The sequence below is a fragment of the Streptomyces rubiginosohelvolus genome (assembly GCF_014649875.1).
Taxonomy (GTDB): Bacteria; Actinomycetota; Actinomycetes; order Streptomycetales; family Streptomycetaceae; genus Streptomyces; species Streptomyces rubiginosohelvolus.
The window spans coordinates 80,288-106,802 of the sequence record NZ_BMTW01000012.1 but is presented as its reverse complement, the minus strand read 5'-3'; the positions used below and the strand labels follow the sequence as shown (position 1 = coordinate 106,802).

The 26,515-nt window shown below is 73.0% G+C and carries 17 protein-coding genes and 1 tRNA gene; 7 read left to right on the top strand and 11 right to left on the bottom strand.

Annotation, left to right across the window (positions count from 1 at the left end):
• Positions 1-43 precede the first annotated feature (43 nt).
• Positions 44-1,717 carry a DUF262 domain-containing protein gene (locus IE134_RS24460; RefSeq protein WP_189431729.1) on the top strand — a complete coding sequence of 558 codons (1,674 nt, stop codon included), beginning with the start codon at positions 44-46 and terminating at the stop codon, positions 1,715-1,717.
• A gap of 226 nt (positions 1,718-1,943) precedes the next feature.
• Here IE134_RS24460 and IE134_RS24455 read toward each other — a convergent pair.
• The 10 genes from IE134_RS24455 to IE134_RS24410 form a co-directional block, all read right to left on the bottom strand.
• Positions 1,944-2,016: transfer RNA gene (locus IE134_RS24455), tRNA-Arg, on the bottom strand.
• 129 nt (positions 2,017-2,145) lie between these two features.
• Complete coding sequence (locus IE134_RS24450) at positions 2,146-3,456, bottom strand: ATP-grasp domain-containing protein (protein ID WP_098016634.1); 1,311 nt, start codon at positions 3,454-3,456, stop codon at positions 2,146-2,148.
• A 54-nt stretch (positions 3,457-3,510) separates the two neighbouring features.
• The gene (locus IE134_RS24445; RefSeq protein WP_189431727.1) at positions 3,511-4,866 is read right to left on the bottom strand and encodes an MFS transporter; all 1,356 of its coding nucleotides are present in this window, start codon (positions 4,864-4,866) and stop codon (positions 3,511-3,513) included.
• The gene (locus tag IE134_RS24440) at positions 4,856-5,602 is read right to left on the bottom strand and encodes a thioesterase II family protein (RefSeq protein ID WP_030710680.1); all 747 of its coding nucleotides are present in this window, start codon (positions 5,600-5,602) and stop codon (positions 4,856-4,858) included. The genes IE134_RS24445 and IE134_RS24440 overlap by 11 nt, the downstream gene beginning before the upstream one ends.
• Positions 5,599-8,733, bottom strand: coding sequence for a type I polyketide synthase (locus tag IE134_RS24435; RefSeq protein WP_189431725.1), 3,135 nt, complete (start codon positions 8,731-8,733; stop codon positions 5,599-5,601). Before IE134_RS24435 ends, IE134_RS24440 begins: the two co-directional genes overlap by 4 nt.
• Complete coding sequence (locus tag IE134_RS24430) at positions 8,733-10,763, bottom strand: non-ribosomal peptide synthetase (protein WP_189431723.1); 2,031 nt, start codon at positions 10,761-10,763, stop codon at positions 8,733-8,735. Before IE134_RS24430 ends, IE134_RS24435 begins: the two co-directional genes overlap by 1 nt.
• 41 nt (positions 10,764-10,804) lie before the next feature.
• Positions 10,805-11,377 carry a hypothetical protein gene (locus tag IE134_RS24425; protein WP_030710674.1) on the bottom strand — a complete coding sequence of 191 codons (573 nt, stop codon included), beginning with the start codon at positions 11,375-11,377 and terminating at the stop codon, positions 10,805-10,807.
• Positions 11,378-11,490: 113 nt separating this feature from the next.
• Positions 11,491-12,768, bottom strand: a complete 1,278-nt coding sequence (locus IE134_RS24420; protein ID WP_189431721.1) for an MFS transporter — start codon at positions 12,766-12,768, stop codon at positions 11,491-11,493.
• Positions 12,759-15,350 carry an ATP-grasp domain-containing protein gene (locus IE134_RS24415; protein ID WP_126932137.1) on the bottom strand — a complete coding sequence of 864 codons (2,592 nt, stop codon included), beginning with the start codon at positions 15,348-15,350 and terminating at the stop codon, positions 12,759-12,761. The genes IE134_RS24420 and IE134_RS24415 overlap by 10 nt, the downstream gene beginning before the upstream one ends.
• Positions 15,351-15,394: 44 nt before the next feature.
• Positions 15,395-15,634, bottom strand: a complete 240-nt coding sequence (locus tag IE134_RS24410; RefSeq protein ID WP_030710669.1) for a hypothetical protein — start codon at positions 15,632-15,634, stop codon at positions 15,395-15,397.
• A 294-nt stretch (positions 15,635-15,928) separates the two neighbouring features.
• On the opposite strand from IE134_RS24410, the gene IE134_RS24405 reads away from it, so the two are divergent.
• Positions 15,929-17,149: a helix-turn-helix domain-containing protein gene (locus tag IE134_RS24405; RefSeq protein WP_030710668.1), complete on the top strand. Its 1,221-nt coding sequence runs from the start codon at positions 15,929-15,931 to the stop codon at positions 17,147-17,149.
• Positions 17,150-17,211: 62 nt separating this feature from the next.
• Here the strand turns inward: IE134_RS24405 and IE134_RS24400 are convergent, their stop codons facing one another.
• A complete protein-coding gene (locus tag IE134_RS24400) occupies positions 17,212-18,432 on the bottom strand; it encodes an MFS transporter (RefSeq protein WP_189431719.1) in 1,221 nt (406 codons plus the stop codon).
• A 119-nt stretch (positions 18,433-18,551) separates the two neighbouring features.
• Between IE134_RS24400 and IE134_RS24395 the strand changes: the two genes are divergently transcribed.
• From IE134_RS24395 to IE134_RS24375, 5 genes are all read left to right on the top strand, one after another.
• Entirely contained in the window at positions 18,552-19,856 is a 1,305-nt protein-coding gene (locus IE134_RS24395) for an ATP-grasp domain-containing protein (RefSeq protein WP_308432625.1), read from the top strand.
• The gene (locus tag IE134_RS24390) at positions 19,853-22,171 is read left to right on the top strand and encodes an ATP-grasp domain-containing protein (RefSeq protein WP_189431717.1); all 2,319 of its coding nucleotides are present in this window, start codon (positions 19,853-19,855) and stop codon (positions 22,169-22,171) included. Before IE134_RS24395 ends, IE134_RS24390 begins: the two co-directional genes overlap by 4 nt.
• The gene (locus tag IE134_RS24385) at positions 22,168-24,198 is read left to right on the top strand and encodes an alpha/beta hydrolase family protein (protein ID WP_189431715.1); all 2,031 of its coding nucleotides are present in this window, start codon (positions 22,168-22,170) and stop codon (positions 24,196-24,198) included. Before IE134_RS24390 ends, IE134_RS24385 begins: the two co-directional genes overlap by 4 nt.
• An 80-nt stretch (positions 24,199-24,278) precedes the next feature.
• Positions 24,279-25,493 carry a fatty acid desaturase family protein gene (locus tag IE134_RS24380; protein WP_078614355.1) on the top strand — a complete coding sequence of 405 codons (1,215 nt, stop codon included), beginning with the start codon at positions 24,279-24,281 and terminating at the stop codon, positions 25,491-25,493.
• A complete protein-coding gene (locus tag IE134_RS24375) occupies positions 25,490-26,485 on the top strand; it encodes a proline dehydrogenase family protein (RefSeq protein WP_189431713.1) in 996 nt (331 codons plus the stop codon). Before IE134_RS24380 ends, IE134_RS24375 begins: the two co-directional genes overlap by 4 nt.
• The last annotated feature ends 30 nt before the right edge of the window (positions 26,486-26,515 follow it).

Sequence of the window (26,515 nt, the reverse complement as noted above, 5' to 3'; positions counted from 1 at the left end):
TCACACCGGGACGCAGCGTCAACCACTGCTCCATCATGGGGACATGCAGCAGCTCGAGGCGCAGGAAGTATCCCTGCACAAGGTGTTCAGCAGCGACTACGACTTCAGAATCCCGGACTACCAACGGCCGTACGCCTGGGATGCCGAGCAGGCCGTCCAGTTGCTCACCGACCTGGAGGAGTCGCTCGAAAGGGGGACTGATGAGCCGTACTTCCTCGGTTCCGTGGTCCTGGTCAAGGCCAAAGGGGACGCACCGGCCGAGGTCATCGACGGGCAACAGCGTCTCACCACCCTGACCATCCTGTTCGCCCTCCTGCGCGACCTGACGGAGGACGCCGATCTGCGCAGTGATCTCGACAGGCTCGTCACGGAGCCCGGCAACAAGGTTCGACGGCTCGCTCCCAAGCCCAGGCTCACCCTGCGCATGCGCGACGCCAGCTTCTTCCAGCAGTACATCCAGACAAGGGAAGCCACCGAGGCGCTGCGGAGCCTGAAGGAGGAGGCTCTGCCCACGGACGCGCAGAAGGCCGTCCTGCGCAACACCGCCGCACTGCACGCGATACTCGCCGACTGGTCCGAGGGGCGCCGCCTCGACCTCGTGCAGATGCTGGGCGAGCGCACCTTCCTGGTTGTTGTCAGCACCCCCGACCTGGACAGTGCCCACCGCATCTTCAGCGTGATGAACTCCCGGGGCATGGACCTGTCGCCCACGGACATCTTCAAGTCGCGCATCATCGGGGCTCTGGACGACGTCACTTCGGAGCAGTGCGCCCGCAAGTGGGAGGACGCCGAGGAGGCCTTGGGCCGGGACGACTTCGCCGACTTGTTTCTTCACCTGCGCATGGTGTTCGCGATGAAGCGGGCGGAGAGGGAGCTGCTCAAGGAGTTCCCCGAGCAGGTCCTCAGCCGTTATCTGCCGGGCAAAGCCGAGGCGTTCGTCACCGAGGTCGTGGTGCCGTACGCGGACGCCTATGTGCAGATCCGCGATGCCCGCTACACGGCGGCCTCAGGAGCCGAGCAGGTCAACGCCTGGTTCAAACGGCTCCAGCAGATCGACAACAACGACTGGCGGCCCGCCGCTCTGTGGGCACTGCGCAACCAAGGCCACGATTCCGCCTGGCTCGACAGGTTCTTTGGCGCGCTGGAGCGACTGGCGGCGAGCATGTTCATCCGCCGCGTCTACACCACCCCCCGCGTCACGCGCTACGCAGACCTTCTGCGGGAGCTCGACGCGGGCAAGGGCCTGGATGCCCCGTCCTTCACCTTGACGGGCGAGGAGAAGGCCGAGACGCTCGCCCGCCTGGAGGGCGACGTCTACCTCGTCACCAGGACCCGCAAGTACATCTTGCTACGCCTGGACGAGATGCTGGCCGGAAAGCCCGGTGTCTCGTACGACCACGCGGTGATCACCGTCGAGCACGTGTTGCCGCAGAACCCGAAGCCGGGGGCACGGTGGCTACGTGATTTCACCGAGGAGCAGCGCGGGAAGTGGACGCATCGATTGGGCAACCTCGTTCTGCTGAACCGGACGAAGAACGCCTACGCTCAGAACTACGACTTCGCGGAGAAGAAGGGCAAGTACTTCACCGGCAGGCACGGAGTTTCCACGTTCGCCCTGACCAGCCAGGTTCTTCAGTGCGAGGCGTGGGAGCCGGAACTGCTGCACAGAAGGCAACAGCGACTCGTGGGGCTGCTGGCTGACGAGTGGGATCTTTAGCACAGTGCTCGAAGCCCGGGGCCATGATCGGTCCTGGGCTCTTTGCCTGGTGCGCCTCCGCGACTCGCTTGGTGGTGTGATCTGTGCACGTCCGGACTTTGGGCGGTGTTGCGGATCGTTTCCCTGCGGGCTCGTCCGCTCAGCGAAACGGCCCTGGACGAGACGTCCAAGGCCGAGTGGAACTTTCTCCGAGGGAGAACCCCCAGGTCAGAGCGGTAACGCCTTGTGCCCCCGGCAGGATTCGAACCTGCGACACCCGCTTTAGGAGAGCGGTGCTCTATCCCCTGAGCTACGAAGGCCGGGATACATCGGAGGCCCCGCCGTGAAGACTGGGCCGCCGCCCACAGTGTAGCGGGTGGGGTGGCAGCCGTTCCTCGGGTCCGCGGTCGCGGCGGCCCCCACCGCCGCGACCACCGGGCCCGGGATCGTCATACCGTTCCCGGCTCGTCCGACGAGACCGTGAACAGGAACGACAGGGCGTTCACCGTCGAGCGGGCCTTCTCCAGGGCGGCCGCGGCCGTGGGGGCCGACGCCCTGGCGCGGGCTATGCGGGCGAAGGAGCCGTGGCCCGTCAGTTCCGAGCCGGGGGTGAGGAGCACCGCGATGTCCGGGTTGCGGGTGACCGCATCGGCGTCCGCCGGGCCGACGAACGTGCCGTGGGCCTTCGGGGCCGTGTACCAGATCGCCTCGCAGCGCGGCTCGCGGTCCGACTCCAGGATGGCCCGGATGTCCGGGAGCACCTTCTCGCCGAACGTCTGGCGGGTCTGGAAGTCGAGCATGTCCACGCCGACGGCGTCCTTGACCAGGTTGAAGATGTCGTCGCCGCCCACCCGCAGATGCGTCTCGATGATCTTCGGGCCCTCGTCGGTCAGCACGATCTCGGTGTGCGTCGGGCCGAACTCCACCCCCAGGGCGTCCAGCACCCGCGCCACGTGGGACCCGATCGCCTCGCGGTCCGCGCTCTCCAGCGGGGCCGGCAGGACGTGGCCGAGCTCCACCATGTTCTCCGGGTCCGAGTACTTCCGGGTGACCGCGACGACCACGTGCTCGCCGGCCTCCGAGAACGCCTCCACGCTGTACTGCGGCCCCTCGTGGTACTGCTCCGCCAGGACGCCGAGCCGGGTGATCCCGGGGAAGTCGCCGGTCGCCCTGCGGTACGCCTCCGCCGCCTCCTGCGGCGAGTGGACCAGGGTGACGCCGAAGCTCGCCGTGCCCGCCGTCGGCTTCACGATGAAGGGGTATCCCGCGCTCTCCCCGAAGGCCAGCAGGTCATCCTCGCCGTAGGCCCGGCCGGCCGCCGTGTCCTCCACGCCCGCCGCCCGCAGCCGCTCGCGCATCGCGTGCTTGTCCTGCACCAGCGACACGGTCTCCGGCAGGTGCGTCGCGACGCCCAGCGCCGCTCCCACGGCGGCGGCGCGGTCCTGGTCGTGCTCCCAGAACGTCGTGATCCGGGTCACCGGCTCCAGGGCGTGCACCGCCCGCGCCAGGGCGAGGACCTCGTCCATCGGGCCGTCCTGGCGCACGGCGACGACCCGTCGGTAGTTGCCGGACTCCGTGATCCTCGCCAGGTGCTCCGGGCGGCAGATCACCGAGATCCGCGCCGACTCGTCCAGGGCGCGCAGGCGGGCGGCGAAGTCGAGCTTCGGGCCGATCGCGAACATCAGGAAGTGGTCCGAGGGGGGTGCCGGAGCCGGAGCGAGGTCCGTGAGAGGGGTGGGGAGGGCGGTGTGGTCCGTCATGGCGGGGCCTGCCTTTCGGGGGGCGGTCAGCGGTCTGTTGTCAGCGGTCTGTTGTCAGGGGGTGGGGACCGGGTGTGCCTCGGGGTGGCTCGTCGTGCCGCTCCTCGTTCCGGCGAGTGAGGGCGTCGGCGACGGCCCCGCCGTGGGCGGCTTCCGGGCGTACGGCCTCGCCGCCAGCGAGAACGCCGCCGTCGCCGCCGCGAACAGCACGGCCATGACCAGCCAGCCCGCCGTCCCCGCCTTCAGCACGAACGCCGTCATCAGGAACGGGCCCACGATCAGCTGCGCGCTCATGCCCATGCCGAACACGGACAGGTACTGCGGCCGCGACGCGGGGTGGGCCATCTCGTACGACAGCTCCCACGCGGCCACCGCGTGCAGGTTCTCGCCGACCGTCAGCGCCACCACCGCCAGACCGACCGCCACCAGGGCGACGGCCATGCCCCGGCCGTCCGCGGCCGCGAACAGTACGCAGCTCAGGACCAGCGGCAGACAGGACAGCCGCAGCAGGCGCAGCGATCGGGTGACGCCCTGGGCGAAGCGGGCCACGTACACCTGGAGCACCACGGTCAGCACGGTGTTGACGGCGAGGACCACGGAGCTGGCTCCGCCGGGCAGGCCGGCCTGTTGGGTGATCCACAGCGGTACGAGGATGAACAGGATCGAATCGTGCAGCAGGAGTACGGCGTTGGCGAGCGCCGCCGTCAGGAATCTGCGGTCCCGGTAGGGGGAGCGGGTGGGGTGTGCGGCTGCCGGCTCCCGTGCTTCGGTCGCTACCCGGTCGACCCGGGCCTCAGGCGCCGCACCGGCGCGGGCCGGCGCCGGGCGCGCAGCCGCGCTCCGGGCCGCCCTGCCGATCAGCAGGGCCACCGCCACGAACGCCAGGCCGTTGAAGCCGAACAGCGCCATGAACACCGGGCGCGAGCCGGACGCCTGGACGACGGCCGCGAGCAGGAAGCCCGCGGTCATGCCGATGTTGCTCACCGCGCGCAGCGACGCCATGGTCCGGGTGCGGCGGTCCGCCGGTTCGAGTTCGCCCACGATCACCTGGAGCAGCGGCATCGCCGCGCGGGTGGCCGCCGTGATGAGACAGGTGACGACGAAGTAGCCGGCGTAGCCGTCCACGAAGGCGTACGCCACGAAGCCCACCGCCCGGAGCAGCGTCAGGCCCACATAGACCGGGAGGGATCCGATCCGGCCCGCCAGTGCGCCGGTCGGCGCCGGACTGAGCAGCCCGATCACGTTGGCGACCGTGAGCGCACCGCCCACCGCCACCGCGGGGATGCCGACGATGCCGACGAAGTAGAGCGTGGCGGCGGCGAGGAACATGCCGACCGCGACCGCCTCCACCGCCGAACCCGCCGCGATGATCCGGCCGTTCCTCGAAGCCGGGAGCAGATCAGCCAGCATGGTGCACCCCCGGGTGCGAGAGGGCCTCTTCGACCAGCCGGAACGGCGGACGAGGCGTCAGGTAGAAGTGGTCCCCCGGCACGGTGCGGTGCGTGAACGGGCCCTCGGTCGTCTCCGCCCACGCTGCCGCCGCCCACGCGCCGACCTGCGGGTCCGCGTCCCCCGCCACGGCGGTGACCGGGCAGCTCAGCGGTGCTCCGGGGCGGTGGACGTACGCGTCGAACATCCGGAAGTCCCCGCAGACGTACGGGAGGACCAGCTCGCGGAAGTCGGGGTCCGCCAGCAGTTCCGCGTCCGTCCCGCCCAGCTCCGTCAGGGCGTCCGCGATGGCGTCGTCGTCCATGTCCGCAGCGCCGGGCCCCTCGGGGTGCGCGAGCTGCGGGGCGCGGGCCCCGGACGCGAACAGGTGCGCCACGGGCGTGCCCCCCGCCTGGAGCAGGCGCGCGGTCTCGTAGGCCACCACCGCGCCCATGCTGTGCCCCAGCAGGGCCACGGGCCGGTCCAGCAGCGGCCGTACGGCGGTCGCGATGTCGGCGGCCAGCTTCAGCAGGTCGGTGGGGAGCGGCTCCTCCAGCCGGGCCGCGCGCCCCGGGTAGCGGACCGCGTGCACCTCGTGGTCCGGCAGGCCCTCGGGCCAGTCGCGGAAGAAGGCGGCCGAGCCTCCGGCGTGCGGGAAGCAGACGAGTCGGTACGCCGCGTCGGGGCGCGGGGCCGTGCACTGCAGCCAGGGGGTCATCGGGGGTCTCCCGCCGGTACCAGGGAATCCAGCAGGGCCGTCTGGCGGGCCAGCGTGGACGCGGTCATCAGCGACCGGACCGGGACGCGGACGCCCAGGTCCTCTCCCAGCCGCCGCGCGAGCCGGACCACGAGCAGCGAGTCCCCGCCGAGGTCGAAGAAGTCGGAGTCCGCCGACAGGTCGGACCAGCCCAGCAGTTCGGTCCACCGGGCGGCCACCGTCGCCGCCGACGAGCACGACGACGATGACGGGGACGCTGGTGTCGGTGTCGGTGTCGGTGTCGGGGGCGAAGCCGGAGTCGGTCCGCCCGTCGGTTGGGCCTCCGGCATTGCGGCCGGGCTTCTCCGTACCCCGGCCGCCGGGGCCAGCAGGCGCGGGCCCGCGAACACATGGCCGGGCAGGTGCGCCGGGCGGCCCGGTGCGGTCAGCGCGGCCGGGTCCAGCGGCAGGCCCCTGGACCACAGGTCCGCCAGGGCGAGCGTGGTCTCCGCGGCGGGGCGCTCGGACCGTCCCGCCGCGAGCGGGACCGCGGTCAGCCCGGCCGCCTCCGCCATGCCGCTCAACGCCTTGCCGGGGCCCGTCTCGATCGCCACAGTACCGGGGAAGGCCCGGGCGACGGCGGCCAGCCCGGTCGCGAACCGTACGGTGGCGCGGGCCTGTTCGGCGAACGAGCCGGGCTCGACCGTGCCGCCCGCGGGCAGCAGTTCGCCCGTGACGTTGGAGAGGTACGGCAGCGTGGGCCGGCCGAGGGGGAGCCCCCGTACCGCCTCGCGCAGCCGGTCGGCGGCCGCATCGAGCATGCCGGTGTGGAAGGCGTGGCTGGTACGCAGCCGGCGCGCGGTCCGCCCGTCGCCGAGCCAGGCCTCGAAGGCGTCCACGGCCTCCACCGGGCCGGCCAGCACCACGCTCTCGTCGGTGTTGACGGCGGCGAGCTCCAGGCGGCGGCCGTGGGCGTGGCCGCTCGTCGTCGAGGAGGCGAACCGTTCCGCCAGGGCCAGCGCCCGCTGTTCGCCCATCGCCAGGGAGATCATCGCGCCCGGCGGGCACTCCTGCATCGCCCGGCCCCGTACGGTGACCAGATCGGCGGCGTCCGCGAGTCCGAGGACCCCGGACAGTGCGGCGGCCGTGATCTCGCCCAGGCTGTGACCGGCGAGCGCCACCGGGGCGGGGCCCAGCGCGGTGAGCGCCGTCGCCGCCGCGTACTCGACGCAGAACAGCGCGGGCTGCGCCAGTTCCGTACGGGCCAGTTCAGCGGCCGGGAAGTCGGTCGAGAACAAGGCCGATCGCAGGCGGGGCACGAGCGCCGGGCCGAAGTGCGCCAGGCACTCCTCCAGCGCCTCGGTGAACCCGGGCAGCGCGTCCCGCAGGGGCAGGGCCATGCCCGGGTACTGACTGCCCTGGCCGGGCAGCAGGAACACCACGGGCGGCGGTGACCCGGCCGCCCGCACGGGGGCGGCCCGCAGCCGGCCGGCGAGCTCGCCGTGGGTGCGTCCCACGACGGCGGTGCGGTACGGGAGACGGGGTCGCCCGGTGGCCAGGGTGTGGGCGATGTCGGTGAGCGGTACGGCGGCCAGCTCCTCGGGGAGCCGGTCGGCGAGCCGCCGGGTGGTCCGGCCGAGGGCCTCGGGGCTCGCGGCCGAGAGCAGGAGCAGGCGGTCGCCCGCGGGGTCCGGCGCCGCCTCGCCGGCCGGGAGCCGGGCCGGCGGCTGCTCGACGACGACATGGGCGTTCGTACCGCCGATGCCGAAGGAGCTGACTCCCGCACGACGGGGGCCGGCCGGTCCGCCGGACCAGTCCTGGCGCTCGGCCGACAGGCGGAGAGGTGAACCCGCCTGCTCCAGAAGGGGGTTGAGGGTGCGGAAGCCGGCCACCGGCGGAACCTGGCCGTCGCGGACGACCAGCAGGGCCTTGACGAGGGAGGTGAGGCCCGAAGCGGCGTCGAGGTGACCGATGTTGGCCTTGACCGCGCCGACCGCGATCTGCCCCGGTCGCGCCCCGAGTTCGGCGAGGACGGCCGAGGCCGCCGACCACTCGATGGGGTCGCCGACCCGCGTTCCCGTGGCGTGCGCCTCCAGATAGCCGAGGGAGGCGGCGTCGATGTCGGCGGCGGCGATGGCGGAACGGATCACCGCTTCCTGGCCGGTGGCCGACGGAGCCTGGTAACCGGCCTTCGCGGAACCGTCGTTGTTGACGGCCGTGCCGAGGATGACCCCGTAGGCGTCCGCGCCCTCGGCGACCGCGTCCTCGTACGGGCGGAGCACCACGGCGACCACGCCCGATCCCGCGAGCGTGCCGTCGGCCTCCGCGTCGAAGGGGCGGCACTCGCCCGACGCGGACAGGATGCCGCCCGGCAGATGCACGTGCCCCGTCTGCGGGAAGTCGACGGCCGCCGCGACGACCACGGCCTGTTCGCACTCTCCGTTCAGCAGCGCCTGCACGGCGAGATGCACCGCGACGAGGGAGGAGGAGCAGGCGGTCAGGACGCTGAGGGCGGGGCCGGTGAGGCCGAGCCGGTAGGCGATGCGGGTGGCCATGTAGTCGGGCTCATTGGCGCGCAGGGCCTCTTCGACCCCGGCCGCGCCCAGCGTGCCGGACGTGAGCATCGCGCGCAGGTACGCGCTGCTGCTCGCCGAGGCGTAGACCCCCGTGACCCGGGACTCGGAGGTCGGGTCGCAGCCCGCGTCCTCCAGCGCCGTCCAGGCGGCCTCCAGCATCAACCGGTGCTGGGGGTCCATGAGTTCGGCCTCGCGCGGGCTGATGCCGAACAGTTCGTGGTCGAACCGGTCGGCGTCGTCGAGGAGTCCCCGCACCGGTACGTAGTCCGGGTCGTCGAGCACCGGGGCGGCCTCGCCCGCGGCCAGCAGGCCCGCCCGGTCGAGGCGGCTGGTGAGGATCTCCCCGCGCAGCAGCGACTGCCACCAGGAGGCGATGTCGGCGCTGCCCGGGAAGCGTCCGGCCATGCCGGTGACGGCGATGTCCAGGGAGCGGTCGCGGTCCGGGTCCGTCCCGGCGGGCGCGTCGGCCTCCGGGGCGGGGAGGGCGTGCTGTCCGGCCGGGGTGTGCGGTGCGGCGGGGGCGTCCCGTTCGTCGAGGGCGTCCAGTCCGGCGAAGGGGTGCGGTGCTGTGGTCATCAGGCTGCTCCCTGCTCGACGCGGCGCCGACGGGCGCGGGCCGCGCGTTCCTGCCGGGCCCGCTGGGCGCGGCCGGTGTCCGGGGCGGCGGGGCCCGCACCCGTCGTGGCTCCTTCGCGGACCAGTTCGGCCTGGGCGGCCACCGTGGTGCGGCGGAACAGGTCGACCACGGAGGGCTGCACGCCGGCGTGCCGACCGAGCGCTTCCTGGAGCCGGATGATCAGCAGGGAGTGGCCCCCGAGGTCGAAGAAGTTCACATCGGCGGGGACGGTCGCGATCTCCAGCACCTCCGCCCAGGCCGCCGAGACCTGCGCGATGGGGTCCGACGCCGGGGCCACCACTGCCGGGGCAGGGCCCACGGCGGCCGGGTCCGGGGACGGCCCGGGGTCCGGGAGCGCCGCGAGCGCCGCCCGGTCCGCCTTGCCGTTGACCGTCAGGGGGAAGGAGTCCAGCGCCCGCAGCCGGGCCGGGACGGCCGCCTCCGGCAGCACCCGCGCGAGGTTCTCGCGTACGGCGGGGAGGGCGTCGGGTGCGTCCGTGACGACGAAAGCGGTCAGCCGGGCGCCCGCCGCGTCCACCACGGCCACCGCGTCCCGGATGCCCTCACAGGAACGCAACGCCGCTTCCACCGCGCCGAGTTCGACGCGATGGCCACGGATCTTGACCTGGTTGTCACGGCGCCCGAGGAACTCCAGCCTGCCGGAGTCGCTCCAGCGCACCATGTCACCGGTGCGGTACATCCGGGCGGGTGCGCCCGACGCCGTGTCCTCGGCGAACGGGTCCGGGGTGAAGACGCGCTCGGTGGCCTCGGGGCGGTCGAAGTAGCCGCGTGCGACACCGGCGCCGCCGATGTACAGCTCGCCCGTGGTGCCGCGCGGCACCGGGCGGCCCGCCTCGTCCAGGACGTACAGCCGGACGCCTGGCACGGGACCGCCGATGTCGACCGGGCCCGGCTCCTCGAACCGCCGGTAGCTGGACCATACGGTCGCCTCGGTCGGCCCGTACTCGTTGACGAGCGCGGTGCCGGAGCCGAAGGTCCGGAAGTGGCGCCGCACCAGGGCCTCGGGCAGCGGCTCACCGGCCGTGACGACCGTGGTGAGGGAGGCGAGGCGGGGGCGGCCGGCCTGTTCGGCGGCCGCGAGGAGCGCGTCGTACAGCGAGGGGACGCCCAGCAGATGGGTGACGCCGTGCCGTTCGACGAGGCCGAGCAGGGCCCGGGGGTCGCGGTACTCGTCCGGTCCGGCGACGACCAGCAGGCCGCCCGCCGTCAGGGTGCCCCAGAGGCCGGCCACCGAGGAGTCGAAGGCGAGCGGGGAGAGCAGCAGGAAGACCGGCTCGCCGGGGTAGACCTCACGGCGGGCCAGGGTCGACGCGGACAACTGCTGGTGTTCGACGACGACGCCCTTGGGCGCACCGGTGGATCCGGAGGTGTAGATGAGGTACGCCGCGTCCTGCGGGGCGGCCGGTGCGGGAGGCATGACCTCACCTCCGTCGCGCACGTCCGCGCCGTCGACGCGCAGCACCCGGGGGGCGTGCGACGCCACCCGGTGGGCGGTGTCATCGGTCACCAGGACGGCGGCGACGCGGGCGTCGGCGAGCACCGCCGCGATCCGCTCGTCCGGGTTCGCCGGATCGACCGGGACGTAGGCGGCCCCGGCCCGCATCGCGCCGAGCGCCGCGGCGACCATCGCCGTCGAGCGGTCGGCGAGGATGCCGACGCGGTCCCCAGCGGTGATCCCGGCGCTCGCCAGCCGGGCGGCGATCCGCCCGGCCCAGGCGTCGAGTTCGCCCCGGCCGACGCGGTCCTCGCCGCAGACCACGGCGGCGCGGCCGGGGTCTGCGGCGGCGAGCGCGGCCACCTGGGCGGGCACGGCCGTGCGGCCGGTCTCCGGCAGCGGGCTGCCGGTCCCGAGGCCGAGCAGGGACCGCGGGTCGGTGGCGGCGCGGACCTCGTCGGTCCCCTGCCGGGACTCCTCGTCGCGGCCCCCGGCCGGGGGCCGTCCGTGGTCTGCGGCGGACGGCGATGACATCTGAACTCCTTGGGTGACGGTCGGGACGCGGGGCGGCGGGGTCAGTCGGCCAGCGTCATCGTGAGATGGATGCGCTCGGTGCCGCCCGCGTTGTACGCGGAGTGGTGGCGCAGGGTGTTGAGGATGTGGACCCGGCCGTCGGTGGGCACGTGGTACGTGTGGCCGCTGCGGAAGAGCAGCCGGCTGTCCTCGTTGGTCGTGATCGACACATGGGCGACCCGGGAGTGGTCGGTGTGCATGTGGTAGATCTCGCCAGGGTTCAGCGTGACCAGGCGCATCCGGCCCGCGCGGAAGGGGAGTTGGCGGTACAGCTCGTAGAAGTAGGTGTCCTTCAGCGCTTCGTTGAAGAACGCGAACTCCCGCTCCTCGAAGTTCTTCTCACCGGTCTGCTGGTCGAACTGACCGGTGCCGGCGTCGCGCCACGGGTCCTCGGCCCCGGCGCGGTGGGTCAGGCCCAGTCGCCGCAGCCGGTCCTCGGGCTTGCCGGACGGGGCGTCCGGGAGGCGGTCGAGGTACTGCGCGTACGCCTTGACGATCTCGTCGTGGTCGAGCCGGATGGACTCGACGATCTCGACCAGGTCGGTGTCGACGGTGCTGAGGGTGGGCGTGGCCATGGTGATCTCCGAGTTCTCCGGGCGGTCGCCCGGACGGTGGTGGAAGGACCGAGAGGTCGGGAGGAAGAGGTGAGGAGAGAAGGGCGGCCGCGTCGGGTGCGGTGCGTCGCCGGTCAGGCGGAGCTGACCTCGTACGTCCTGGTCAGCGGTGACGTACGGACCGCCCAGGCGACGAGCGGGCGGCTGGCGAGGCCGACGACGAGGAACAGCGCGCCGAGCAGCAACCAGCCGGGCCGGCCCATGCTGAGGGCGAGGAGGCCCAGCAGGGCGGGGGCCAGGGCCTCCGCGACGCCGCTGCCGAGGCCGAAGACTCCGGAGTACTGGCCCTGGGCGTGCGGGGCGGCGAGTCCGAAGGAGTACTCCATGGCGGCGGCGGCGTGCCACAGCTCCCCGAGCGTGTAGACGGCCGTGGCCGCGACGAGCAGGGCCGCCGCGACCCAGGTGGAGACGTCGCCGGCCGCCATCATCAGCAGCAGTCCGGCGCCGACGGCGAGACCCGCCCAGCGCATCCGGGTGCCCGCGGAGGCCGGGTCGGAGACGTTCTTGCTGACCGCGACCTGGAGCGTGATGACGAGCACGGTGTTGAGCACCAGAACCCCGGAGACCATCCAGCGGGGTGCGTCGGTGTGCTCGACGATCCACAGCGGCAGGAGGAACGTGGGCACCGCGAAGTGCAGGGACATCAGGCAGTTGAGGACGGTCGCCGCCAGGTAGGGGCGGTCCCGCAGGGCGTCCCACCGGCCGCTCAGCGCCGGTACGGGGATGCGCGGCGGGCGGGGGAGCCACAGCAGGGCCACCGCGCAGCCCGCGAAGGCCAGGGCCCGTCCGCCGACCAGGCTGAGGTAGGCGGGCGCGGTGTCGAGCTGGATGGCCACGCCCGCGGCGAGTGCGCCGAGCGAGATGCCGAGGTTGGTGGCGGCCCGCAGGTAGGCGCGGAAGCGGGCGGGGTCGTCGCCGCCGAAGGCGCGGATCAGGGGCGCCCGGCTGGATTTGTCGGCGGCGAAGACCACACCGGTGAGGATCGAGATGAGGACGAACGACCAGAAGGCGTCGACCAGCAGGAAGCAGCCCATGAAGACGGTGCCCGCGGACATGACCCCGATCTGGGTCTCCCGGGCGCCCCAGCGGTCGGCGATCCGGCCGCCGAGGATGCCCGCGACCAGGCCGACCATCGCCCCGGCGAACAGCCCGAACGCGACCTGGGACATCGGCAGGTGCACGACCCGGGTGAAGTAGAGGGCGCTGGAGGACATGAACATGCCGCTGCCGAGGGCGTTCACGAAGGTCGCTCCGGCCAGGACGCGCCGGGGGCCTCGGTCGGGCAGGAGGCGGGCGATCGGCCCGGGCCGGCTGGCGGGCGCCCCGGCCGGCGGCTTCGCGGTCAGTGCCACAGCGGGTCCCGGAAGTCGGCGTCGGGGCGGGTTTCGCGTCCCCAGGCCCGCAGTTCGCGGCCGGTGACGTTCTGCGGGGCGACGGTCAGGCGGGCGTCGAACCAGGCGCGCACCTCGTCGAACCGGGCGGCGAGTTCGTCCTCGTCGGCGGCCGACACCAGGACCTGGCCCATCCGGTGGTTGGTGTTGTCGATGTCGCCGAGGAAGGTGCCGCCCGCCGGGAACTCCACCCGGGCGAACTCGACGCCCGGCAGCTCGCACAGCTCGGCGGGGGTGGGGCAGGAGAACAGCGTCCCGGCCCGGCCCTTGAGGTAGGTGGTGCCGAACAGGCCCTGACGGTGGTCCACTTCCCCACGGGGTTCCTCGCCCAGCGCGCTGAACAGGGCGACTTCGCCGAGATGCACGCCGAACTTCGCCTGAACCTGCTCATGGAGCAGTGCCCCGCCGCGCCGGGCCGCGCACTCGCTGAAGGTGAGACGGCCGGTCTCCGGGTCGTGGAAGAGCTCCATGTGGAAGACGCCGTCCCGCAGTCCGAGCGCCTCCAGACAGCGGCGGACCACCGGTTCGGCCCGGTCGTAGGCCCAGGTCTCGGACTTGGGGTCGAAGTGCCGCATCCACAGCGGCGTCTGCTCGTCGATCATGGTGAGGCAGGGGGCGCCGTACCGGCCGACGGCCAGGAAGCGCAGTTCGCCCTCGTGCAGGTAGCCGTCGGCGATCCACTCCTCGCCGCCGACGTACTCCTCCAGGACGAAGGTGCGCTGCGCGGTGCGGTCCTTGCGGTAGCGGCGGCTCAGGGCGGCGAGGGCTTCGGGGCCCTCGACGACGGCGGTCCGTGCGGTCGCCGCGCCGGCCACCGGCTTGAGCACGGCCTTGTCGTACTCCCACGGGACGCCGGAGACGTCGTGCACATCGTCGATGACGGTGACGCGGGCGGTGGGGACGCCGGCCTCGGCGACCTTGCGCTTCTGGAGCGACTTGTCGCGGAAGTGGACGGCGGTCGCCGGATCGAGGGCGCGGCAGCCGAGGTGGGCGGCGAGGACGCCGGCCGTCACCAGGCCCCATTCGTCGGAGGTGTGGACGGCGTCGAACCGGTGCTCGCCGAGTCCGGCCCGGTGCAGGGCCATCAGGATGGCCTCCGGGCTGTTCTGGTCGTCGACGAACAGCCGGTCGAGCTCCGGCGGAATCTCGGCGAGTCCGTGGTCGTAACCGCCGGGGCCCTGGACGACGACCGCCGGGATCCCGTGGCGTACGCAGGCCTGCATCACGTATTTGTCGGTGCCCAGCAGCAGGATGCGGGGGCCCGCTCCGGCCACCCGGTAGACCGCGTCCTTGAGGTCCTGGATACGGGTGTGGTCCGCGCGGATCGTGGCGAGTTCGGGGGCGGTCAGGAAGATCCGCAGGGGGCTGGTGAGCAGGTCGGCCGTGGGGCTGATCCGCTTGCCGGCCGTGAGTTTGACGCCGACCAGATGGACGCTGGGCAGGGCGGCGATACGGTCGACGGCTTCCCGGTCGACGGACTCCACGACGCCGTCGCGGTCGTTGCGGGTGCTGTGGACGGCGGCCGCGGCGCGCGGGGAGTAGACACGGCCCGCGTAGCGGCGCGTGAACTCCTCGGGGTCGGCGTGGGCGAGGGCGGTGAGGTCCGCCTGGTTGGTGCCGAGGCACAGATCGTGGAAGCCGGGGTTCATGTTGCCGTTGAGCCGGGCGCCGATCTCGACGAGGGCCGGGCCCTCGGGGGTCATGATGACCTCGGCGTGGGCGGGGCCGAGGCGGATGCCGAGGGCCTCCAGCACCGTGTCCACGTAGGCGATCAGCTCGGGGACCGGGTCGGCGTCCGGCGCGAGGAGCACGTCGAGGTCGTAGATGTTCCTGCCGCCGGGCAGGATCTGCTTCTCGTACTCCCAGACCCCGCACACGTAGCGCTCGCCGTCGACGCTGACGGTGTCGACGATGTACTCGGTGCCGTGCAGGAACGACTGGGCGAGGGCTTCGGTGTTGGGCCGGTCGAAGATGTCCGTGGAGCCGATCACCGAGCGGGCCGCGGCCAGCACTTCGGCCCGGTCGTGGCAGCGGTAGACGTGGTCGGTGGAGGCCGAGCTGAGGGGCTTGACGACGACGGGGTACGAGCCGTTCCGCTCGGCCCAGTCGGCGAGGGCCTGCGGATCGTCGCTCTTGTGCTGGTCGGCGCAGCGCACCCCGGCCCGGCGCAGTGCCTCGATCATCTCGTACTTGTCCCGGCGGGCGGTGGACAGAGCGGTGCCGTTGCCGGGCAGCCCCAGGCGTTCGCCCAGCGCGTCGGCGAGGGGGACTCCGGGCTCCTGACCGGCCAGGACGGCGACCGGAGCGAGCTCGGCGAGGGCCTCGGCGGTCTGCTCGAAGGCGTCGGGCGGGCAGGTGAGACCCGTCCGGTAGACGCCGAGGTCCGGCTGGAGCATCGTCGTCATGGGTTCGGCGGTGCTGTGGACGTGCACCACGTCGATGCCGAGGCGGGCGAAGGCCGGGGGCAGGAAGGTACCGGTCGAGTACCCGTCCACGATCACCGCGGTCCTGCCCGCGTGAGCGGGGGGCGAGTCGGAAGCCATCGAATCCATCACTCTCTGTGCGGGGTCGGGCGTGGGGCGTTCGGTCACACGGTGGGCGGGGCGGGCCAGCCGATGTCGCCGTCCGCGAGGATGCGCGTGTTCGCTCCCGGAGTCGGAGCCGGAGCCGGCCCGGGCCAGCCGATGTCGTTCGCGACGACGGACCCGGCGGGCGAGACCGGCCGGTCGAGATCCGAGGTCACCCCGGCCGCGACGGCGAACAGGGCCACGAAGGCGAAGGCGCCGGCGGCGACACGGATCCGGGTGACACGCAGGAACGACTGCACAAAAACTCCTAGGCGGAAGCGGAGGAACCAGATGCGGCGCGCAGTGGGCAGCGCCGCTTGCCGAGGAAACTAGTCCAGCGGTCACTGGCTTGGCAAGATATTGCCAGAGTCTTGGCAATTCTCGTCGGGCGGAGGGGCGCACAATCCCCGCCAACTCTCGCCACCTCTTGGGCAAGAATTTGCCCAGCCACCCCGACTCTGGCTAGCCTCGTCCCCAATCACCGGACCAAGGCGCGTATGCGGGCGCCCCTCTCCCGCTCCCCACTTCCCAGTGCGACCAATGGGGTTGATCACGTGTTGGAACAGCCTTACTTCGGGCGGCGACTCAAGCAGTTGCGGAGCGAGCGGGGCCTGTCCCAAGCCGCGCTCGCGGGCGACGGCATGTCCACCGGCTACGTCTCCCGGCTGGAGTCCGGCGCCCGGCAGCCGACCGCACGCGCCGTGCAGCACCTGGCCTCCCGGCTGGGCATCGGCGTCGCCGCCTTCGAGGAGGAGGGCCCCGCCGACTCGCTGGCACAGGCCCTGGCCATCGCCGCCTCTGCCACCTCCGACACGACCCTCGAAGCGCTGGAACGCGCGCTGCACCCGGGCGAGGGGCAGGACCCCCTGCTGCGCTGGCAGGGCCTCTGGCTCGTCGCGCAGGGGCGGCGGCAGCACAGCGATCACGCCAGGGAGCGGGTCGTTCTGGAGGAACTCGTCGCGCTGGGTGACGAACTCGGTCTGCCGGCCCTGCGGGCCCGCGGCTTCACCCAGCTGGCGCGCTGCCTGCGCGCCTGCGGGGAGATCGTCCCCGCCGTCGAGGCGGCCACGACGGCCCACGGGCTGGCCCGGGACAACGATCTCCCGGTGCCGGACGTGGCGGCCAGCCTGCTGGCCCTGGTGTCGGCCGAGGCCGAGGCGGGGCGGCTGACCGAGGCCCGCGCCCACGCCGACGAGCTGACGGCGCTGAACGTGCCGAGGTCGGAACCGCTGGGGGCGGAGGCCCTGTGGACGGCGGCCGCCGTGCGGGTGCGGCAGGGGGATCTCGACGCCGCGCAGAAGCTGCTGGAGGAGGCGCTGGAGGGCTTCGCCGGGGCGGAGAACCTGACGCTCTGGACCCGGCTGCGGGTCGCGGCGGCACGGCTCCACCTGCAGAAGTCCCCGCCGGAGCTGGGTGCTTCGGAGCGGTACACCGAGCAGGCCGAGACGGGCATGGTCTTCGTCGGGATTCCCGCGCTGGAGCAGGAGGTGACCTTCATCAAGGCCGAGATCGCCTTCCAGCGGGGGCGGTTCGCCGATGCGCGCGTCCTGCTGGACCGGGTGCGTGCGGCCGATCCGCGCATGACCTACCGCAACCGGGTGCGCCTGGAGATCCTCGACAGCCGGCTGCTGATCATCGAAGGCCGGGATCAGGAGGGGCTGGAGCGGATGCGGGCCCTGGCGGAGGAGGCCCAGGCGGCCGCCAGCATCGATCTCGCCGCCGACATCTGGCGGCTGCTGGCCGAGACGCTGGCCGCCGCCCGCACCACGCCCTAACCCAGGTGGCGGGCCGCCCGCACCACGCCCTAACCCAGGTGGCGGGCCGCCCGCACCACGCCCTAGCCCAGGTGGCGGCCGCGCGCCAGTGCGACCGCCGCGGGCAGCAGGAAGCCCCCGCAGCCCAGGACCATTCCCGTCCAGCCCCAACGCGCGTACAGCGCCGCGCCGGTGAGTGAACCCACCGCGCCGCCCGTGAAACTGGCCAGCATGAACAGGGTGTTGAGCCGCGCGCGGACCTGCTCGCCCAGCCGGAACACCCGCACCTGATTGGCGACCTGCGAGGAACTGGTCCCGTACACCAGCAGGTTCGTGCCGATGACGAGTGCGGTCAGCGAGTCCCCGCCCACCCCCAGGACCAGGAACGCGGCGCTGACGCAGATCAGGGCCACCGTGTTGACGTACCGCGGCCCGCGCCGGTCGCTCAGCCGGCCTGCCGTGTACGAGAGCAGCGCCGCGGGCAGGCCGAACAGGCCGAACAGCCCCGCCCACGCCACCCCCAGGCCGAACGGCGGCCCGGCCAGGTGGAAGGCGAGCGTCGCCCAGAAGGCGCTGAAGGCGGCGAAGACGGTCGCTCCCAGGAGGGCGGAGAACCGCAGCCCGGGATGGGCGCGGACCAGCCGGGGCAGCGATCCGATCAGCTCCCGGTACGGCACGGAGCGGCCGCCGCGTGACGCGGGAAGCAGCCGCGGCAGGACGAACACCAGGCCGCCGGTGAGCGCCGCCGCGACCAGATAGGCGGTGCGCCAGTCGCCGCTGAACCCGGCGACCGCACCGGAGAGGGTGCGCGAGAGCGTCGAGCCCAGGGTGATGCCGATCCCGATCACCCCCACGGCGCGCCCGCTGTGGCCGGGCCCGGCCAGGGAGGCGGCCGTCGGCACGAGTATCTGCGGCAGCACGGTCGTGGTGGACAGGGCGAGCGTGGCGACGGTGAGGGTGGCCAGGTTCGGCGCGGCGGCCGCGACCAGCAGTCCGGCCGTCGTCAGCAGCAGCAGCGTGGTCGCGAGCCGCCGCAGCCGGGCCGCGTCGGCGAGCGGCACCACCAGGGCGATGCCCAGCGCGTACCCGACCTGCGCGGCGGTGGCGATCAGGCTCGCGGCCGACCCGGAGACGTCCAGTCCCGACGCGACGGCGTCCAGCAGGGGCTGCGGGAAATAGATGTTGGCGACCGTGAGCGCGCTCGCGCCCGCGAACGCCAGCGCGGCGGGGCGTTTCAGGCCGGAACGGGACGGTGCTGCGGATGGCTCGGCGGGCGGTGCTGCGGACGGTACGGCGGAGGTCATGGCCGGTCCTCCCTGGTGGCTGGCGCCGCGAATGATGCCTAAGACATTGCCATTGATGTCAACGGTGTGGCAATGTTTTGCCAACCCCCGCGACCCACCCTGGCCGAATCCGGCTGTGGATGACCTCTGAGCGCAAGGTGAAGAACATGAGGAGCCCCGAACCACGCCCTGTGGCGGTGCTGGTTGATGCGTACACCACGGGTAATCATTTGCCCCCAGCTTTTGCCAAGCTGGGTGTGGACGTGGTGCACGTCCAGAGCAGCCCCGAGCTGATGACCTCGATGAGACTGCCCGATCTCACCGCATACCGGGCGGTCGTGCCGTACGGCACCCCGGCCGAAACCGCCGCGCGGTTGGTGGAATTCGCCCCGATCTGCGTGGTCGCCGGACAGGAACCGGGCGTACCGCTTGCCGACGAACTCTCCGAACTGCTCGCGTTGCCAGGAAACGGAACAGCTCAGTCCGTCGCCCGCCGGGACAAGTACGAGATGATCGAGGCGCTGCGCCGGGCAGGCGTCCGCTGCGCCGAGCAGTTCAAGAGCGACGACGCCGAGGAGCTCGTCGCCTGGGCCGAGCACCGTGGCTCCTACCCCGTCGTCGTCAAGCCGATGTCCTCCGCCGCCAGCGACGGCGTCGCCATCTGCAACGGTCCCGAAGAGGTCCGCAAGGCGGCCGAAGCCGTCCTCGGCACCGTCAACATCTTCCACGAGCGCAACGACGAAGTCCTCATCCAGTCCTTCCTCCAGGGCGAGGAGTACATGGTCGACTTCGTCTCGTACGGCGGGGAGCGGCACGCCTGTGGCATCTGGCAGTACCACAAGCGGCTCAAGGGCACCCACCGCATCTACGACCGCGACTCGATCACCCCGCCGGACTCCGGCCCGGGGCCCGCGATCATCGCGTACATGCACGAGGCGCTCGACGCCCTGGGCATCCAGTACGGCCCCACCCACGCCGAGGTCATCGTGACCCCCGAGGGCCCCACCCTCGTCGAGGTGGGGGCGCGGCTGAGCGGCGGACTGCTGCCCGCCTTCCACGACATCTGCCTCGGCGGAAACCAGGCCGACGTCACCGCGCTCGCCTACGCCCGGCCGCAGGAGTTCCTCGACCGGTACGCCGGCGGGACGTACCGCAAACTGACCCACGCCACCTGGATCCTCGCCGCCACCGACCTCGACGGGGTCGTCGAGGCGATCGACGCCGACGTCGTCGCGGAGATCGAGGCCCTGCCGACGGTCCACACGTTCGTCCCCAAGCTGGCCCCCGGCAAGCGCATCCGCCCGACCGTCGACCTGTACACCGCCACCTTCGCCGTGCACCTGTGCGACGCGTCGGCCGAGGCCGTGGAGCGGGACTACGCCCGCATCCAGGAGCTCAAGGACCGCGTCTACCGCCTGCGCGACGACGCGGGGGCCGCCGCATGAGCGCCGCGCCCCACCCCCGCGAACTGCTGCTCATCGGCGGCGGCGGCGAGATGACCCTCAGCGTCGACGTCGCCGTCCAGGCGCTGGAGCAGGCGCGCGCCCGCGGCCTGCGCACCCATGTCACCAACCGGGCCGACACCCTCGCCGCCACCCCGGCCGTCACCGCCGCCGCCGACACGGCCACCGCGGTCGACTTCGCCCGTCCCGGCGACACCGCCGACTGGGCGGCCGGGCGCGCCACCGACGGGGAGCGCCCCGCCCTCGTCTTCGGCGTGCGGGAGATGGCCCAGGAGGCGGTCGCCGCCACCGCGCAGGCCCTGGAACTGCCCGGGAATCCGCCCGCCGCCGTGCGCCGGATCCGTACCAAGGACGCCTGCCGGGCGGCGCTCGCCGCCGCCGGATTCCGCCAGCCCGCCGTGCGGGTGTGCCGGGACGCGTCCGAGGCCCGCGCCTTCCTCGCCGCCACGGCGGGGCCCTGGGTCGTCAAACCGCGCGACGGCGCGGACAGCGCGGGCGTCCGCAAGGTGACCGGACCCGATGATCTGCCGGCCGCGCTCGCCCAGCTCCCCGACCGCGAAGCGCCCTTCCTCGTCGAGGAGTTCGTCGACGGCAGGGAGTTCAGCGTCGAGGGCGTCTTCGTCGGCGGCAGCCCGCGCGTCCTGGCGGTCACGGCCAAGGAGAAGCTGCCGCCGCCGTACTTCGTCGAGATCGGGCACGTCCTGCCGGCGGACCTCCCCGAGGAGACCCGCCGCAGCGTCGAGGAGACCGTCACCGCCGCGCTCACCGCCCTGGAACTGCGCTTCGGCCTGTTCCACGTCGAGCTGTGGCTCACCGCGGAGGGCATCGTCCTCGGCGAGGTGCACGTCCGGATCGGCGGCGGCTGGATCCACCGGATGCTGCCCCACGTCCGGCCCGGTCTGGAGCTGTACGGGACCGTCTACGACGACGCGCTCGGCCTCCCCGTCGACCTCCCCACCGCGCTGCCCGCCCCCGAACGGGCCGCCGCCGCACGCTACTTCGCGCCGCCCGAGGGCCGGGTGAGCGCCGTCTCCGGCTGGGACGCGGTCCGCACGCACCCCGCCGTCCTCCACGCCGAACTGCGCGTCGGCCCCGGCGACGTCGTCCCGGGCTTCCGCAGCGGCGGCGACCGGGTGGGCGCGGTGGTCGTCGGCGCGGCGACCCCGGCCGAGGCACGGGAACTCGCCCGCGAACTGGTCGCGTCGGTGCGCTTCACGGTGGAGCCGGTGGACGCGGTGGACACGGGCGACGCCGTTCCCGAGGTGCGCGTCGACCTCGAACCCCGGCCGCTCACCAGCTCGTTCCGCATCTCGCACATGACGATCGAGACGGTCGACCACCTCCGGCTGCGGCTCTTCCAGGGCGGACGGACCGTCGGCGAGGGGGAGATCACCGCCGACAGCGGCTACGGTCAGGACGGCCCCGCCATCGCCGCCGAGGCGGAGGCGCTCGCCCGAACGCTGGCCGCGGCCCGCGACGACTCCCACCACGGCGCGGACGGGGCCGACCCGGTCGCCCCGCTGCGCGCCGCCCTGGAGAAGGCGGCGGCCGACGGGGTCGGCGCACCCGCCCGGATGCTCGTGGAGATGGCCTTCCTGGACCGCGCCGCCCGCCGGGCCGGCGTCCCCGTGTGGCGGCTGCTCGGGCTGCCGGAACCGGGACGCGTCCGGCTCCTGCACACCGTGCCGATCGGGGAGGACATCCCCCTCGACGGCCGCCCGCTCAAGATCAAGCTGGGCGGCGCCGACGACGAACAGATCCTGCGCTCGCTGCTCGGCGTCCCCGCACCGCTGATCCTCGACGCCAACCGGGGCTGGGACCGGCAGGACTGGGAGCGGCTGCGCCCCCTGCTCGCCGAACTGGCCCCCGCCGTCCTGGAGGATCCGGTACGCGATCCGGCGCTGCTGCCCGCGATCCGCGCGGCGCTGCCCGGCACCGCCGTCGTCCTCGACGAGGGGATCGCCACCGCCGGGGACGCGGCGTTCGCCGTCGGCACGGCAGGCGGCCTCAACGTCAAACTGATGCGCTTCGGCGGGATCCTTCCCGCGCTCGACGCCCTCACGGACGCCACCGAGAAGGGCGCGGCCCGGATGCTGGGCTGCTTCCTGGAACCGCCCCGGGCCATCGCGTACGCCGCCCAGCTCGCGGGCCTGTGCGACTGGTCCGACCTGGACGGCCACTTCTGGGTCAGCGACGACCGCCCCGTCCCCTCCTACGGGCTGGACAGCGACGCCCCGGGCATCCCCCGGATCGCGTACACCCCGGAGCCCGCACGCAGGGAGGCAGCGGCGATATGAGCGACACGAAAAGTGTTCTGCCGTACGGGAGTTGGCCCTCCCCGATCGAGGCCGACGACGCCGCCCGGGGCGACGCCCTGCTGGAGTGGGTCGGTTTCCTCGGCGACGACGTCTGCTGGACCGAGGTGCTCCCCGAGGAGGACGGCCGCAGCGGTCTGATGCGGCGGACCGCCGACGGCGTCGAGGAGGTGCTGCCGCCCGGCTGGGACGTCCGCACCCGGGTCATCGAGTACGGCGGCCGGCCCTGGCTGGCGCTGTCCGGCCGGGCGGCGGACGGGCTGGTCTTCACGCACGGCCCCGACCAGCGCCTCCACCGCTGGCGGCCCGGCTCCGACCCGGTACCGCTGAGCCCGCCGGGCGCCTGGCCCGGCGAGCTGCGGTACGCGGACTTCGCCGTCCACGGCGACGAGATCTGGTGCCTGCGCGAGACCGTGGCGGACGACACCGCCCGTACCGCACGACGCCATCTGGTGGCGATCCCGCTGGACGGCAGCGCGGCCGAGGACCCCTCCCGGGTCCGTGAACTGGCCGCCACCCACCACTTCATGACCGGACCGCGGATCGAACCCGGCGGCGACCGGGTGGCCTGGCTCGGCTGGGACCACCCCGACATGCCCTGGGACACCACCCGGCTGATGGTCGCCGCCGTCCTCCCCGACGGCACGCTCGGCGCGCCGGCGGTCCGCATGGGCGGCGAGGGCGAGGCGGTGACCCAGGCGGACTGGGCCACCGACGGCTCGGGCACGCTGTACGCGGTCAGCGACCCGGACGGCTGGTGGAACGTCCACGCCGTCGACCGGGACGGCGGGACCCGGTCGCTCTGCCCCCGCCCGGAGGAGTTCGGCGAGGCGCTGTGGCGGATCGGACTGCGCTGGTGCCTTCCGCTGCTGGACGGCACGCTCGCGGTGATCCACGGTGTCGGCGAGCGCCGCCTCGGCATCCTCGGGGCGGACGGGGTCCTCACCGACTTCGCGGACCCCGCCACCGAATGGCACTTCGCCGCGACCGACGGCCGCCGGATCGCCGCCGTCGCCTCCTCGCCCGGCCGCCGGCGCACGGTCGTGCTGGCCGACCCGGCGGACGGCAGCGTGCGGACGGTCCGGGCCCCGTCGTCGGATGGCCGGTCCCTGCCGTCCGACGCGCCGGCCCCGGACGCCGATGGCGCCGCCTCGTACGCCCGGACGCCGGCCCCGGACGCCTACGCCACCACCCCGTACCGGCGCACCTACCGGGGCGACGACGGCGAACCCGTCCACGTCCATGTGTACCCGCCGCACCACCCGGAGTTCACCGGACCCGGCGACGAACTCCCGCCCTACCTGGTCCTCGCGCACGGCGGGCCCACCAGCCGCTCCCACCTGGTGCTCAACCAGGAGATCTCGTACTTCACCAGCCGGGGCATCGGCGTCGTGGACGTCCAGTACGGCGGCTCCACCGGCTACGGCCGGGCCTACCGCGAACGGCTGCGCCACCGCTGGGGCCTGACCGACGTCCAGGACTGCGCCACCGCCGCACGCGGCCTGATCGCCGAAGGGCTCGCCGACCCGGACCGCATCGCGATCCGCGGCGGCAGCGCGGGCGGCTGGACCGCCGTGGCGTCCATCGCCGCCGAACCCGGCCTCTACCGGGCCGCCGCCGTCTACTACCCGGTGCTCGACCCGGTGAGCTGGCGCGAGGAGACCCACGACTTCGAATCCCGCTACCTCGACGGCCTGATCGGCCCCTGGCCGGACACCGCCGACCGGTACGCGCACCAGTCGCCGCTGCGCGAGGCCGACCGCATCCGCACGCCCTTCGTGCTCCTCCAAGGCCTCGACGACACCGTCTGCCCGCCCGCCCAGGCGGAGCGCCTGCTCCAGAAGATCGACCCCGACACGGTCCCGTACCGCTGTCTGACCTTCGAGGGCGAGGGCCATGGGTTCCGCCGCTCCGCGACCGTCGCCGCCTCGCTGCGGGCGGAACTGCGCCTGTACGCCGACGCGCTGGGCTTCACGCCCGCCGCCGCCTCGTCCAGTTCCCCCTCCTGAGCTCCCGCACCACCGCTCTTCCCGAACTCCTCGAACTTTCCGGCCTTTCCGCCCATTCCGTACCGAACGGAGGCTTCGTCATGTCCACTTTCGAGCAGCTGAACTTCGACCGGCTCGCCCCGGACATCCGCAAGGAACTGCGTCATCTGCGGACCCTGGACAACCACCACGCACCGCTCGCGATCCTCTTCGAATACGCGCTGATCGCCGCCTGTGTGGTGCTCTGCACCCAGGTGTCGTACGCGTTCTATCCGCTGGCCCTGCTCGTCATCGGTTCCGTACAGCGCTTCCTGGCCCACTTCCTGCACGAGTCCAGCCACAAGGTGTTCGCCCGGAACAAGACGCTGAACCTGGTCGGCGGCTCCCTGCTCTCCGGCTACCTCGTCTGGCACCTCTACGGGCCCTACCGCAGCTCCCACGTCGGCAACCACCACCGCAACCTGGGCGACGCGGTCAACGACCCGGACTACAGCTTCCACATCGAGTGCGGCCTCTACGACACCGAACGCTCCGACCGGCACTTCTTCCTCAAGGAGGTCGTCGCCTCCGCACTCGGCCTGCGCACCCTCAAGTACCTCGGCTACATCGCCCGCGAGCGGGTCTTCTGCGACAGCTCGCAGATCACCGTCTCGGTGCCCGTCGCCCTCCGCACCGAGCAGAAGGTCTTCGTCGCCCAGTGGGCCGCGATCTTCGGCGTCTGCGCCTGGTTCGGCGTGCTGCCCGAACTGCTGCTGTTCTGGTTCGTCCCGCTGTTCACCACCAATGTGGCCATCGGCTGGCTCGCCGAGCTGTCCGAGCACTACCCCATGCCGGAGAGCGAGAACAAGCAGGTCCTGCTGACCCGCAACCGGCACGGGATCTTCCTGGAGCGCTTCTTCCTCAGCCGTCACAACGACCGCTACCACCTGGTCCACCACATGAACGCCGGCATCCCGTTCTGGAACCTCGGCCGCGCGCACAAGGTGCTCCTCGGCGATCCCGGCTACGCCGCCTGGGACGGACTGTGGGCGGGCGCGTTCACCCGGCCGCGGGACCGCCGCGACAAGGAGACCGTGATCAGTTACGCCGCCAAGTACCGCACCTGGAGACAGCGCGGCGGCGACCCGGCCGCGGCCGGGCCCAGCTTCGCCCAGCTCATGGTGGCCGCCGCCCGGTCCGGCGCCCCCGACCCGGCCGCCTTCGTCCTCGCGGAGACCGCCCCGCCGCTCGACGGCGACATCGACCGCATCGGTCACATCGGCGAGAACGTCCACGACGCCTCCGGCGACGACGCAAAGGCCAAGGTCCTCTCATGAACACGGCACTCCCCGAGCGAACGCCCGTCTCCCAGCGCGCCCTGCACGAGGCCGCCGGCCGCGGTCTGCGGCTCCTGGCCGCCGACCCCCGGTGCCGCAGCGCGTTCACCGCCCCCGGATCCCTCCTCCAGGACCTCCTGTCGCCCGCCGCGCACCGGTACGTGCTCGCGGCCGACCGCGACGCCTTCCTCGACCACCTCCGCGTGCTGCGGGCCAAGTCGTACCGGATCGCGGTGGAGTTCGTCGGCGAGGAGGCCGCCGACCCCGCCGAGGTCGAGCGGGTCGTGGGGGAGTACCTGGCGGTCCTCGCCCATGAGCCGGTCCCCGAGCAGCTCGGCTTCGACCTCTCCAACGTGGGCCTCGCCCTCTCCCGGGAGCTCTGTGCGGCCAACACCGCGCGGATCACCTCGGCCGCCGCGGCCCGGGGCAGCGAGGTCGTCCTCAGCATGGAACGGGCGCCCGCCGTCGACGACGTCCTCGGGACCTACCGTGAGCTCGCCGCCGATCACGCCAACCTCGGCGTCACCCTCCAGGCCTATCTGCACCGCACCGAGGGCGACCTCGACGCCGTACCGGTCGCGGGCCGCCGGATCCGCCTGGTCAAGGGGGCCTTCGTCGCACCCCCCGAGGTGGCCCTGGGGCGCGGCCCGGCCCTCGACGCCCGCTATCTCCGGCTCGCCGCCGCGCTGGTGGACCGGGGCGCCCGGCTCAGCCTGGCCACCCAGGACCCGGCGATCCTCGAAGCCGCCGCGAGGAGCGGACTGCTGGACCGGGTCGAGGAGATCGAGATGCTCCACGGCGTACGCCCCGAACTGCTGCGCTCCTACCGCGAGTCGGGCCACGCCTGCCGTATCTACGCCACCTACGGCGAGAACTGGTGGCTGCACCTGCTGCACCGCCTCGCCGAGCACCCCCCGATGGTGCTCACCGCCCTGGCCGACATCGCCGAACGCGGTCAGGCGGAGGGCCGCACCGTGGGCGCCGGCTACTGACGCCTGTCCGACCGGCTCCCCGCCCCCGAC

Coding starts and splice junctions, on each gene's coding strand:
- IE134_RS24440 (WP_030710680.1), bottom strand. CDS start 5,602: ATGACCCCCTGGCTGCAGTGCACGGCCCCGCGCCCCGACGCGGCGTAC.
- IE134_RS24400 (WP_189431719.1), bottom strand. CDS start 18,432: ATGACCTCCGCCGTACCGTCCGCAGCACCGCCCGCCGAGCCATCCGCA.
- IE134_RS24385 (WP_189431715.1), top strand. CDS start 22,168: ATGAGCGACACGAAAAGTGTTCTGCCGTACGGGAGTTGGCCCTCCCCG.
- IE134_RS24430 (WP_189431723.1), bottom strand. CDS start 10,763: ATGTCATCGCCGTCCGCCGCAGACCACGGACGGCCCCCGGCCGGGGGC.
- IE134_RS24450 (WP_098016634.1), bottom strand. CDS start 3,456: ATGACGGACCACACCGCCCTCCCCACCCCTCTCACGGACCTCGCTCCG.
- IE134_RS24445 (WP_189431727.1), bottom strand. CDS start 4,866: ATGCTGGCTGATCTGCTCCCGGCTTCGAGGAACGGCCGGATCATCGCG.
- IE134_RS24395 (WP_308432625.1), top strand. CDS start 18,552: ATGACCTCTGAGCGCAAGGTGAAGAACATGAGGAGCCCCGAACCACGC.
- IE134_RS24415 (WP_126932137.1), bottom strand. CDS start 15,350: ATGGCTTCCGACTCGCCCCCCGCTCACGCGGGCAGGACCGCGGTGATC.
- IE134_RS24375 (WP_189431713.1), top strand. CDS start 25,490: ATGAACACGGCACTCCCCGAGCGAACGCCCGTCTCCCAGCGCGCCCTG.
- IE134_RS24435 (WP_189431725.1), bottom strand. CDS start 8,733: ATGACCACAGCACCGCACCCCTTCGCCGGACTGGACGCCCTCGACGAA.
- IE134_RS24390 (WP_189431717.1), top strand. CDS start 19,853: ATGAGCGCCGCGCCCCACCCCCGCGAACTGCTGCTCATCGGCGGCGGC.
- IE134_RS24425 (WP_030710674.1), bottom strand. CDS start 11,377: ATGGCCACGCCCACCCTCAGCACCGTCGACACCGACCTGGTCGAGATC.
- IE134_RS24460 (WP_189431729.1), top strand. CDS start 44: ATGCAGCAGCTCGAGGCGCAGGAAGTATCCCTGCACAAGGTGTTCAGC.
- IE134_RS24380 (WP_078614355.1), top strand. CDS start 24,279: ATGTCCACTTTCGAGCAGCTGAACTTCGACCGGCTCGCCCCGGACATC.